The organism is Pseudomonas sp. No.21 (assembly GCF_054558415.1).
Genome location: NZ_BAAJNO010000003.1, coordinates 236673 through 248551, shown reverse-complemented (window position 1 = coordinate 248551; position 11879 = coordinate 236673). Strand labels below are relative to the sequence as shown.

Here is an 11879-nt window from a genome sequence, read left to right as displayed (position 1 = left end):
CTTTTTCCATCCGGAGGCCCCAGACCATGCTCCTGCGCATACCCGGCGTATTCACGCCCGACGAGGCCGCCCGCATCCGCGAAGCGCTGGAACAGGCCGACTGGGCGGATGGCCGTGTCACCGCCGGGCACCAGTCGGCGAAAGCCAAGCACAACGAGCAACTGGTGGAAGGCCATCCCCTGGCGAAGGAAATCAGCACGGCGATGCTGCAGCGCCTCTGGACCCACCCGCTGTTCGTCTCCGCCGTGCTGCCGCTGAAGGTGTTCCCGCCACTGTTCAACCGCTATACGGGCGGTGGCACCTTCGACTACCACATCGACAACGCCATCCGCCGCATCCAGGGCAGCCCCGAGCAGGTCCGCACCGACGTCTCCGCCACGCTGTTCTTCAGCGAACCGGACAGCTACGACGGCGGCGAACTGGTGATCCAGGACACCTACGGCACCCAACGCGTGAAGTTCGCCGCCGGTGACCTGGTCATCTACCCCTCCACCAGCCTGCACAAGGTGGAGCCCGTGACCCGGGGCGCGCGCATCGCCTCGTTCTTCTGGACCCAGAGCATGGTCCGCGACGACGGCCAGCGCACCCTGCTCTACGAGATGGACCAGGCCATCCAGAGCCTGACCCGCGACGTGCCCGAGCACCCCGCGCTGATCCAACTGACCGGCACCTACCACAACCTGCTGCGGCGCTGGGCAGACACCTGAAATGAACGTCACCCTCAGGCGCACCGAAACCCTCAGCGGTGAAGAACTGCGCGAGCGACTGGCCAACGACCCGCGCCAGGCGGCACGGATCATCCTCGGTGCCGCCCGCGACGGCCTGACCGATGCGCAGACGCTGCTGGGGCAGATCCTCCTCGACGGCAGGGGCATCGAGAAAGACCCGGCCCTGGCCCGCGCCTGGTTCCGCATCGCCGCCAGCAACGGTGACGCCATGGCGCGCAACATGCTCGGCCGCTGCCTGGAGCACGGCTGGGGCGGTGACGTCGACCTGGCGGAGGCCGCCAACCAGTACCGGCAGGCCATCGCCAGTGGGCTCGACTGGGCCCTGTACAACTACGCGGGCCTTCTGGCCACCGGACGCGGCGTCGAGCGCGACCAGGCGGCCGCCTTCGCCCTCTACCTGCAGGCGGCCCAGGCAGGGCACGCCAAGTCGATGAACCTGGTGGGGCGCTATTTCGAAGAGGGCATCGCCGTGGCACGCGATGCCGGAATCGCCCTGGAGTGGTACCGGCGCTCGGCAGAGGCTGGCGACTTTCGTGGCCAGTTCAGCTATGCCGCGGTCCTGGCGGCCCAGGGGCGGATCGACGAGGCCCTGGGCTGGCTGCGACGCTCGCTGGCCGCCGGCAATCTCAACTTCCTCCGCACCAGCCGTGCCAGCCTGGCTCAGGCCAGTGATCCGCACATACGGGCCCTGGCCGGCGACTTCCACCAGCGCGCGAGCGAACTCGGCGACGACAGCGACCGCCAGGCCCAGCACCGCTTCCTGGCCCAGGGCAGCAGCGGCGTGGAGCGGAAGGGAAATATTTGCTAACAGCACACCCGTAAAGCAGATGTAAAACAGTTTCGTTTGATAAATATTCTCAACTAGCTTGGCCGCTCATCTTTTTCAGGGAGAAATTCCGATGACCGCCAAGAAGCCTCGGGGCCTTAACCTCGCCCAGGCCAACCTCTCCAGCTCTGCCGTGGGCCTGGCCTTCGCCTCGTTCGCCGGCCTGGGATTCGCCGCTGAAGCGAAGAAGGACGAAGAAAGCGCCATCGCCGCCAGCCCCCTCGAACTGGATGCCACCGACATCCGCTCCCACGCCGTCGATGGCTACAAGGTCGACCAGGCCTCCTCGCCGAAATTCACCGCTCCGCTGCGCGACACGCCGAAGTCGGTCACGGTGATCACCGAGGAGCTGATCAAGGAACGCGGCGCCAGCTCGCTGAAGGACGTACTGCGCACCACCCCGGGCATCACCCTGGGCGCGGGCGAAGGCGGCACACCGGTCGGCGACAGGCCCTTCATCCGAGGCTACGAAGCCAGCACCGACATCATGATCGACGGCGTCCGCGATGTCGGCCGCAATGCCCACGAAGCCTTCAACCTGGAGCGCGTGGAGATCATCAGGGGCCCGGGGTCCGCCTACACCGGCCGCGGAGCCACAGGCGGCAGCATCAACCTGGTGAGCAAGACGGCGCAGATGGCCGACTTCGTCGCCGGCAGCCTGACCCTGGGCACCGACCAGCTCTGGCGCACCACGCTGGATGTCAACCAGTACCTGCCCGAACAGAACATGGCCTTGCGCCTCAACGCCATGAAGCACGAAGCCGACACCCCCGGCCGCGACGAGGTCGACGTCAAGCGCTGGGGCCTGGCCCCGACCGTGACCTTCGGCCTGAACACCCCGACCCGCGCCACCTTCAGCTACTACCACATGGAAACCGACGACCTGTCGGACCTCGGCCACCCGATCTCCAACATCACCGGCAAACCGGTGAAGGTCGACCGTGACAACTTCTATGGCCTAGTCGATCGCGACTTCAGCACGACCTCCGCCGACATCGCGAGCATCGTGCTGGACCATGACTTCAGCGAAACGCTGTCCGTGCGCAATACCACCCGCGGCGGCCGCACCCTGCTCGACTACGTGATGACCCGCCCCAGCTTTGGCAGCACCAACACACCGGCCCAACTCACAGCGGCCATCAACCGCGAGCTCAACGGCCAGGTGGTACGCGACGGCCGCTCGCGCAACAGCGTGACCCAGACACTGGTCAACCAGACCGATCTGTTCGGCGAGTTCTTCACCGGGACGCTGCAGCACAACTATTCCGCCGGCCTGGAATTCAGCCGCGAGACCATCGACCAGAAGGCGCGCTATGTCACCCCGGTGGGCAGCAACGCCAACCTCCAGGACCCGAACCCCCACGACCCCTTCCCTGCCGTCACCCGTGGCAGCGGCGCCACCAGTGAAACCAAGCAGAGCGTGCGGGCTCTCTACGTGTTCGACACCCTCAAGCTGCATGAGCAATGGGACCTGAACCTCGGCCTGCGCTACGACGACTACCACGTGGAAAACGGCAGCGCCTCCAACTCCAGCGAGATGCTGAACTACCAGCTTGGCGTGGTCTTCAAGCCCCTCCCCAACGGCAGCATCTACCTGACCTACGCCACCTCCTCCAACCCGGCGGGCGAGACCGTCGGCCAGGCCGGCGGCGCTGACGGCGCGGCAGGGGGAGCGGCGGTGAACGACCTCGACCCGGAGAAGAACCGCAGCCTGGAACTGGGCACCAAGTGGGATGTGCTCGACGAGCGCCTGTCGCTGACCGCCGCGCTATTCCGCACCGAGAAGACCAACGGCCGCTCCCAGGACCCAACCACGGGAGAGGTCACCCTCTCCGGCGATAGCCGCGTGGACGGCTTCGAACTGGGCGCCACCGGGCACCTCACCGAGGCCTGGCAGGTCTGGGCGGGCTACACCTACCTCGACCCGGAAACCCGCAAGTACCGCAGCGGCAATACCGACTTCTCGGGCAACCAGATGAAGTTCATCGCACCGGAAAGCTTCAGCCTCTGGAGCACCTATGCGCTCACCGGGAAATGGACGGTCGGCGGCGGCGCCACCTACATGGACGAGCGCTACCTGGATGACGCCAACACCCGCAAGCTCGAGTCCTATTGGCGCTACGACGCGATGCTCGGCTACCAGGTGAACAGGAACCTGGACCTGCAGCTGAACGTACTGAACCTGGCGGACGAGACCCTCTACGATGCCTCCCACGTCGGCATCTTCGCCAACGTGGCACCCGGCCGCTCGGCCGAGCTGACGGCCAACTTCAGGTTCTGAACCTGCGGTCGGGCGGCGTCAGGCGCCGCCCGGCCAGGCTTGCAGGCGCATGTGCAAGCCCAGCCCCGGATTCAGGTTGCGCGCCCACAGTCGGCCGCCCTGAAGATCGATGGCGCTGCGGGCGATGCTCAGCCCCAGGCCGAAACCGCCATCACCGGGCCGCGCCTCGTCGAGCCGGGAGAAGGGTTCGAAGATCAGCTCCAGATGTTCTTCCGCCACCCCCGGCCCCTGGTCGCGGAGACACAGCAGCCAGTGCTCGCCCTCCTGGCGGCCGGACAGCGTGACCAGCCCGCCCGCCGGTGAATGGCGAATGGCATTGCGCAACATGTTCTCCAGGGCCTGGGCCAGGCTGTTGAGGTGGGCCTTGACCACGCACCGCTCGTCCAGCTCGAAACGCAGTTGCTCCCGTGGCCATCCCGTCTCGAAACAGGCGTCTTCCGTGAGCACGTCCCAGAGCGGCCGCAACGGCACAGCCTCCTGGGGGAAATGCGGGCGCTCGGAATCCATCCAGGCCAGCTCCAGGGTGTTTTCCACCAGTTGCTGCATCACGCCGATCTCCCGCTCCAGGCGCTGGCGCAGCGCCGGCAGGTCGTCCTCGCGCTCGCTGGCCGCACGCAGGCGGCTGAGCGGGGTCCGCAGTTCGTGAGAGAGGTCGCTGAGCAGCCGGCGCTGGTAGAGCACGGTGCCTTGCAGGCGATCGGCCATGTGATCGAAGGCCCGGCCGAGCTCACCAAGCTCGTCCCGCCGGGAAACGAAGGGTTCGCCGAGACGCGCGGCGAGGTCGTCCGCCTTCAGCGAATTGGCCTGTTCGCGCAGGCGCGTCAGCGGGGCGATGAACAGCCGGTAGAGCAGCATGCACAGCAGCAGGGCGAGCAACCCGGGCACCACTTTCTGGGCGATGAAGAACAACAGCGGCCGGGGGCCCCAGGGGCTGAAGCGTTGCGGCAGGAGCATCACCAGCTGCCCGTCCTGGCCCTCGAAGGGAATGCTCAGCGTGCGGGGGTCCGGCGTCTGCCGCCCCATCGGCCAATCCAGTTGCCGCATGAAGCTCAGGCGACGGCGCTGCTCCTCGCTGACCGGGCGGCTGCCCAGGGGGAACAGATGCGCATCGAGCACCAGCACCCAGCTGCCCTCGCGGCGCTCCAGGTCGCCCTGGAAGGCATCGACGCCGGCCCGCCCCCCCTCACGCCAGGCCTGCTCGGCCTCACGGGCGTACCCGCGCAAGGTCGAACGCGCCGCGTCGGACAGGTAGGAGGTGCGCTGGCCGATCATCTGCCCGAACGACAGCGTCAGGGCGATCATCACCAGGCAGAAGCAGACGAGGATGATCGCCAGCTTCCAGAACAGCGAATGGCGACCGGGCATCAGCCTTTCCCGCTGGTGAGCACATAGCCCTTGCCCCAGACGGTCTCCAGCCGCCACTCGGCATAGTCGAGGCGCGCCAGTTTGCGACGGATGTGGCTGACGTGCATGTCCAGGCTGCGGTCGTGCTGCGAGTAGGCGCGATGCAGCACATGCTGATAGAGGAAGGCCTTGCTCAGCGCCTCCTCCATGTGCCGCGAGAAGGTCACCAGCAGGCGGTATTCGGTGGGCGTGAGTTCGGCCCAGCGCCCGCGATAGCTGATGTCCGCGCGCCCCTCGTCGAACTTCAGCTCCAGTGCCTCGCTGGGCGGTTCCGGCTCACGCCGTTCGTAGGCCACGCGACGCAGCACGGCATCCACCCGCACCTGCATCTCCGCCATGCTGAAGGGCTTGGGCAGGTAGTCGTCCGCCCCCTGGCTGAAGCCGGCGATGCGGTCCTGCTCGGCGCCCAGCGCGGACATCAGGATCACCGGCACGCGGCGGCGTCGGCGCAGCTCGGCGAGCACCTCCAGGCCGCTGCGCCCGGGCAGCAGGATGTCCATGAGGATCAGGTCGAAATCCTCGGCGCAGGCCAGGCCCAGCGCTTCTTCGCCGTCCCGCCGCAGGGTCACCTCGAACCCCCGGCGACCGAGGTGATCGCAGAGATGGGAGGCCAGGACGGGGTCGTCCTCGATGGCGAGGATGCGAGCGCTCGGGGGGATACTGACGTTCATGGAATCACCAGCAAATGCGAATTATTCGTTAATAGAATCGCATTCTGGCAAATCGCCGCCTGGATTCCCATATCACCGCCTGGTTTCCCGCCTATAAGCGGGAGGATTCCGCCCGGCCGAATCGCTACACTTCCGGCATTCACTGACGAAGGAACGAGCGTGTACAAGGATCTAGGCATCAAGGGCCGCGTTCTGCTGCTCACCCTGCTGCCCACCAGCCTGCTGGCCCTGGTGCTGGGCGGCTACTTCATCTGGGCGCAGCTTTCCGACATGCAGGCGCAGCTGCTGCAACGCGGCCAGATGATCGCCGAGCAACTGGCCCCCCTGGCGGCGCCGGCCCTGGTCCGTGGCGATGCGGTGCTGCTGGAGCGCATCGCCGACCACGCACTGGACCAGCCCGACGTGCGCGCGGTGAGTTTCCTCAGCCTGGAGCGCGCACGCCTCGCCCATGCCGGGCCGAGCATGCTCAACGGCACGCCCGACAGCGACGGCAGCCACCTCAGCCTGACCAGCAACACCGATGCCACGCGCTTCATGCAGCCGGTGTTCGAGCGCCATCGGGTGCTCTCCGGCGACACTGCCAAGCTCGGCGACGACCAGTTGCTGGGCTGGGTCGAGCTGGAGATGTCGCACCACGGCACGCTGCTCAAGGGCTATCGCAGCCTGTTCGCCAGCCTGCTGCTGATCACCGCCGGCCTCGCCGTCACCGCGCTGCTCGCCCTGCGCATGAGCCATCAGATCAACGAGCCGCTGCGGCGCATCAAGCAGGGCGTCGCGCTGCTCAAGGAAGGCCGCCTGGAAACCCGCCTGCCGCAGCTCGGCAACCACGAGATGGACGAGCTGGCCGGGGGTATCAACCGCATGGCCGAGGCGTTGCAGAGCGCCCAGGAAGAACTGCAGCACAACATCGACCAGGCCACCGAGGACGTCCGCCAGAACCTGGAGACCATCGAAATCCAGAACATCGAGCTGGACCTGGCGCGCAAGGAGGCCCTGGAAGCGAGCCGGATCAAGTCCGAGTTCCTCGCCAACATGAGCCACGAGATCCGCACCCCGCTCAACGGCATCCTCGGTTTCACCAACCTGCTGCAGAAGAGTGAGCTGTCGCCGCGCCAGCAGGACTACCTGTCGACCATCGAGAAGTCAGCCGACAACCTGCTGGGGATCATCAACGAGATCCTCGACTTCTCGAAGATCGAGGCCGGCAAGCTGGTGCTGGAGAACATCCCCTTCAACCTGCGCGACCTGATCCAGGACACCCTGACCATCCTCGCCCCCGCTGCCCACGAAAAGCGCCTGGAGCTGGTCAGCCTGGTCTACCGCGACACTCCGCTGCAGCTGGTGGGCGACCCCCTGCGCCTCAAGCAAGTGCTGACCAACCTGGTGAGCAACGCCATCAAGTTCACCCGCGAGGGCACCATCGCCGTGCGCGCCATGCTCGAGGACGACAGCGATGCCGACCTGGTGCAACTGCGCATCAGCGTGCAGGACACCGGCATCGGCCTTTCCGACGAGGACCTGCGCGCCCTGTTCCAGGCCTTCAGCCAGGCCGACAACTCGTTGTCGCGCCAGGCGGGCGGCACCGGCCTGGGGCTGGTCATCTCCAAGCGCCTGATCGAGCAGATGGGCGGCGAGATCGGCGTGGCCAGCACCCCGGGCGAAGGCTCGGAGTTCTGGATCAGCGTCAGCCTGCCCAAGGCCCGCGACGACGCCGACGACCTGCCCAAGGCCCTGCTAGCCGGGCGCTACGCTGCGGTGTTCGAGCCCCAGGAACTGGCCCGCCAGGCGCTGCACCACCAGCTCGAGGACTGCGGCCTGGAGGTGCAGGACTACCCGAGCCTGGAAGCCTTGCTGGAGGCGGTCGAGACCCAGCGCAACGGCACCCGCGCCATCGGCTTCGCGGTCATGGGCGTGACCGCCCGCGACCTGCCACCGGATCGCCTCAGCCAGTACATCTGGGAACTGGACCAGCTGGGCTGCAAGAGCCTGGTGCTCTGCCCCACCACCGAGCAGGCGCTGTATCACCAGGTGCTGCCCGACTCGCACAACCAGTTGCAGGCCAAGCCGGCGTGCACGCGCAAGCTGCACCGTGCCCTCACCGGCCTGGTCAGCCCGCGCCAGCAGCCGCGCCTGGAGGCACCGCAGCCACAGAGCACGCGTGCGCCGAAGATCCTCTGCGTCGACGACAACCCGGCCAACCTGCTGCTGGTCGAGACCCTGCTCGGCGACATGGGCGCCCAGGTGACCGCAGTCGACAGTGGCTATGCCGCCGTCGAGGCCGCGCAGCAACACAACTTCGACCTGATCCTCATGGACGTGCAGATGCCGGGCATGGACGGGCGCCAGGCCACCGAGGAAATCCGCCGCCTGGAAGCCGGCAGCGAATTGAGTCCGGTGCCCATCGTCGCCCTCACCGCCCATGCCCTGGCCAACGAAAAACGCGCCCTGTTGCAAGGCGGCATGGACGACTACCTGACCAAGCCCATCGGCGAGCGCCAACTGGCCCAGGTGGTGCTCAAGTGGACCGGCCTGGTCCTGCACAGCCCGGCCCCCGAGCGCGGCGCCGAGCACCCGGCCAGCGAGGATGAGCCGAGCGTGCTGGACCCGGAGGAAGGCCTGCGCCTGGCCGCCGGCAAGGCCGATCTCGCCGCCGACATGCTGGCGATGCTGCTGGCCTCCCTCGCAGCAGACCGCCAGGCCATCCGCCAGGCGCTGGACAGCGACGATCACGCGACCCTGCTGGAACGCGTCCACCGCCTGCACGGCGCCACCCGCTATTGCGGCGTGCCGCAGTTGCGCGCGGCCTGCCAGCGCAGCGAAACCCTGCTCAAGAAGAACGACCCGGCCTATCGCCAGGCGCTGGACGAACTCGACGTGGCCATCGTCCGCCTCGCCGGGGAAACGCGGGTGAACGCGTGAACTGATCTGATGCAGGGCGCCTATTGCCCGGCGGTCTAGAATGGCCGGGGGATAAAAGGAGAGCCCATGCGCACCATTCTTTTCAGCAGCCAGAACCATGACCGCGACAGCTTCCTCGGCGCCGCGGCAGGCATCGAGCTGCATTTCCAGCCGGCACGGCTGACCCTCGACACCACGGCGCTGGCCAATGGCTTCGACGTGGTCTGCGCCTTCATCAACGACGACCTGTCCGCGCCGGTGCTGGAGCACCTGGTGGCGGGCGGCACGCGCCTGATCGCCCTGCGCTCGGCCGGCTACAACCACGTCGACCTCACGGCAGCCCGCGCGCTCGGCCTCACCATCGTGCGGGTGCCGGCCTACTCGCCCCACGCGGTCGCCGAACATGCGGTGTCATTGATCCTCGCCCTCAACCGGCGCCTGCACCGCGCCTACAACCGTACCCGCGAAGGCGACTTCAGCCTGCACGGCCTCACCGGCTTCGACCTGGTGGGCAAGCGGGTGGGCGTGGTCGGCACCGGGCAGATCGGCGAAACCTTCGCCCGCATCATGGCCGGCTTCGGCTGCCAGCTGCTGGCCTACGACCCCTTCCCCAGCCCGGCCGTGGAAGCCATGGGGGCACGCTACCTGCCCCTGGGCCAGTTGCTCGCCGAGAGCGACATCATCAGCCTGCACTGCCCCCTCAACGACGCCACCCGCTACCTGATCAACGCCGACAGCCTGCAGCACATGAAGCCCGGCGCGATGCTCATCAACACCGGACGCGGCGCCCTGGTGGAAACCCCGGCGCTGATCGAGGCACTGAAGAGCGGCCAGCTCGGCTACCTGGGCCTGGACGTCTATGAAGAGGAAGCGAACCTGTTCTTCGAAGACCGCTCCGACCTGCCGTTGCAGGACGACGTTCTGGCCCGGCTGCTGACCTTCCCCAACGTCATCGTCACGGCGCACCAGGCCTTCCTCACCCGCGAGGCTCTGGCGGCCATCGCCCGCACCACGCTGGACAACATCGCCGCCTGGGCCGCCGGGCGGCCGTGCAACCAGGTCGACGCCTAGGCCGTGATAGGATGCGCGGCGTTTCTGGAGGACCTATGGCCGAACACGATTTCCGTTACAACCTGCTCAACCCCGCCCACACCCTAAGCGAGTGCCGTGCGCTCGTGCCGGGCCGCTATCAGGTCACCGGCACCGGTGGCTCGATCCAGAACGGCGACACCCTGGTCGTCACCCTCAAGGGCAGCCGCGACCTGGCCATGCGCCTGGAAGTGGAGAAGGTCCGCCACCTGATCAACCCGCCCGGCCAATGGCTGGCCGTGGCCAAGGGCCCGGTCTTCAAGGAGCTGTCCATCCTCAACTGGCACGTGGACTGCGACGCCTGCGCCAAGCGCCTGGACTTCGAGTTCGCCGTCGATTCCAGCCTCGGCAAGCCCGCGCAGGCACCGGCCGCGGAAGCCCGCATCGCCGAGCTGGGCTGGTTGAACAGGGAAGGCAAGCACCTCTGCCCGACATGCCGTCAGGAGACCCCATGAACCGCAACGCAATCAGTGCCGCCGTCGGCGCCCTGGCCCTGGTGGGCTGCGCCAGCGAAGGCCCGAGCATCGAGACCGAACGTACCTACCAGGTGGAGTGGATCGGCGAACGCCCGCTGATCGACAACAGCCACCTGACCATCACCCTGGGCCGCGACGGCCGTGCCTATGGCAACGGCGGCTGCAACCACTGGTTCGCCTCCTACGAGCTGAAGGACGACAGGATCAGCTTCGGCCCGGTCGGCAGCACCCGCAAGATGTGCGCACCAGCGCTGATGGAGCAGGAGCAGCGCTTCCTCGACGCCCTGCCGGGCGTGCAGCGCTGGGACTTCTCGGCGATCGAGCAACTGCGCCTGTGGCCCGCCGAAGGCAAGCCGCTGCGCCTGTGGCCGGAACGCTGAGTCCGACGTATGCCAGGCCCCGCATGCAGTACGCGGGGCGCGCTCAGAAGAGCTTGAGCTGCTCGGCAACGCCTTGCAGGTCCTGCAGGCGCACCCCCACCCCGATCAGGCGCACCGGCTTGTCGCCCCGCGCGAAGGCCGCGCCCAGCAGCAGCTTGTAGCTGTCCAGGTCACGCCCGGCACCGGCCTGTTCCAGGGTTGTCTGGGAGAAGTCGTGGAACTTCAGCTTCACGAAGGGCTTGTCCGGCTTATAGCTGGAGTCGAGCCGCTGCAGGCGCCGCTGCAACTCCTCGAACAGTTCCGGCAGGCGCGCCAGGCAGGCGCCGAGGTCAGGCAGATCCTGGTCGTAGGTGTTCTCCACGCTCAAGGACTGGCGGCGGCTGTCCACCTGCACCGCACGCTCATCGATGCCGCGCGCCAGGCCGTAGAGGCGCTCGCCGAAGCTGCCGAACTCGCGAGCCAGGGCCAGGCGGCTCCATTCGCGCAGGTCCGCGCAGCTGATCACGCCCAGGCGGCCGAGCTTGTCCGCCGTCACCTTGCCCACGCCGTGCAGCTTGCTCACCGGCAGCTCGGCGACGAAGTCGTCCACCTGGTCGGGCGTGATCACGAAGAGGCCGTCGGGCTTGCGCCAGTCGCTGGCGATCTTGGCCAGGAACTTGGTCGGCGCCACTCCGGCGGAAACGGTGATGCGCAGCTCCTGCCACACCCGCCGGCGGATCTCCTGGGCGATGCGCGTGGCGCTGCCACTGAAGTGCTGGCTCGCGGATACATCGAGATAGGCCTCGTCCAGGGACAGCGGCTCGATGATCTCGGTGAAGTCGCGAAGGATGGCATGGATCTCCCGCGAGGCCTCGCGGTAGGCATCGAAGCGCGGGCGCACGATCAACAGGTCCGGGCACAGTTTCAGCGCATGGCGCGACGACATGGCCGAACGCACGCCATAGGCACGTGCCTCGTAGTTGCAGGTGGCGATCACCCCGCGCCGCTCCGCCGAGCCGCCGACCGCCAGGGGGCGACCGGCCAGCGAGGGGTCGTCGCGCATCTCGATGGCTGCATAGAAGCAGTCGCAATCGATGTGGATGATCTTCCTTTGACTCATGGACGCCTGGTTACCGGTGGAGCGAAG

Annotated in this window: 10 protein-coding genes; 7 read left to right on the top strand and 3 right to left on the bottom strand. The window is 67.4% G+C overall.

All coding sequences use genetic code 11. The features are described from left to right. The first annotated feature begins 26 nt into the window (after positions 1-26). From ACYJSS_RS06925 to ACYJSS_RS06915, 3 genes are all read left to right on the top strand, one after another. On the top strand, positions 27-707 hold the full coding sequence (locus ACYJSS_RS06925; protein WP_111261725.1) for a Fe2+-dependent dioxygenase: 681 nt from the start codon (positions 27-29) through the stop codon (positions 705-707). A 1-nt stretch (position 708) separates the two neighbouring features. Continuing rightward, on the top strand, positions 709-1536 hold the full coding sequence (locus ACYJSS_RS06920; RefSeq protein WP_236204531.1) for a tetratricopeptide repeat protein: 828 nt from the start codon (positions 709-711) through the stop codon (positions 1534-1536). A gap of 91 nt (positions 1537-1627) precedes the next feature. After that, positions 1628-3835, top strand: a complete 2208-nt coding sequence (locus ACYJSS_RS06915; protein ID WP_236204532.1) for a TonB-dependent receptor — start codon at positions 1628-1630, stop codon at positions 3833-3835. A gap of 18 nt (positions 3836-3853) precedes the next feature. On the opposite strand, the gene ACYJSS_RS06910 is transcribed toward ACYJSS_RS06915, so the two are convergent. Together ACYJSS_RS06910 and ACYJSS_RS06905 are read right to left on the bottom strand one after the other, a co-directional pair. Further along, positions 3854-5200: a sensor histidine kinase gene (locus tag ACYJSS_RS06910; RefSeq protein ID WP_236204533.1), complete on the bottom strand. Its 1347-nt coding sequence runs from the start codon at positions 5198-5200 to the stop codon at positions 3854-3856. Then, on the bottom strand, positions 5200-5910 hold the full coding sequence (locus ACYJSS_RS06905; protein WP_111261729.1) for a response regulator transcription factor: 711 nt from the start codon (positions 5908-5910) through the stop codon (positions 5200-5202). Before ACYJSS_RS06905 ends, ACYJSS_RS06910 begins: the two co-directional genes overlap by 1 nt. A 159-nt stretch (positions 5911-6069) precedes the next feature. Here ACYJSS_RS06905 and ACYJSS_RS06900 point away from each other — a divergent pair, with 159 nt between their 5' ends. The 4 genes from ACYJSS_RS06900 to ACYJSS_RS06885 all read left to right on the top strand — a co-directional run bounded on the left by ACYJSS_RS06900 (position 6070) and on the right by ACYJSS_RS06885 (position 10753). Next, on the top strand, positions 6070-8829 hold the full coding sequence (locus ACYJSS_RS06900; RefSeq protein ID WP_236204534.1) for a response regulator: 2760 nt from the start codon (positions 6070-6072) through the stop codon (positions 8827-8829). A gap of 66 nt (positions 8830-8895) precedes the next feature. Continuing rightward, positions 8896-9879 (top strand): 2-hydroxyacid dehydrogenase, encoded by a 984-nt coding sequence (locus ACYJSS_RS06895; RefSeq protein WP_236204535.1) that lies wholly within the window; start codon positions 8896-8898, stop codon positions 9877-9879. Between the two features lie 35 nt (positions 9880-9914). After that, the gene (locus tag ACYJSS_RS06890; RefSeq protein WP_111261732.1) at positions 9915-10352 is read left to right on the top strand and encodes a hypothetical protein; all 438 of its coding nucleotides are present in this window, start codon (positions 9915-9917) and stop codon (positions 10350-10352) included. Continuing rightward, positions 10349-10753, top strand: a complete 405-nt coding sequence (locus tag ACYJSS_RS06885) for an META domain-containing protein (RefSeq protein ID WP_213625879.1) — start codon at positions 10349-10351, stop codon at positions 10751-10753. Before ACYJSS_RS06890 ends, ACYJSS_RS06885 begins: the two co-directional genes overlap by 4 nt. Before the next feature lie 43 nt (positions 10754-10796). Here ACYJSS_RS06885 and dinB read toward each other — a convergent pair whose 3' ends face one another. Continuing rightward, positions 10797-11852, bottom strand: coding sequence for a DNA polymerase IV (gene dinB / locus ACYJSS_RS06880; RefSeq protein WP_459479524.1), 1056 nt, complete (start codon positions 11850-11852; stop codon positions 10797-10799). Positions 11853-11879: the final 27 nt, after the last annotated feature.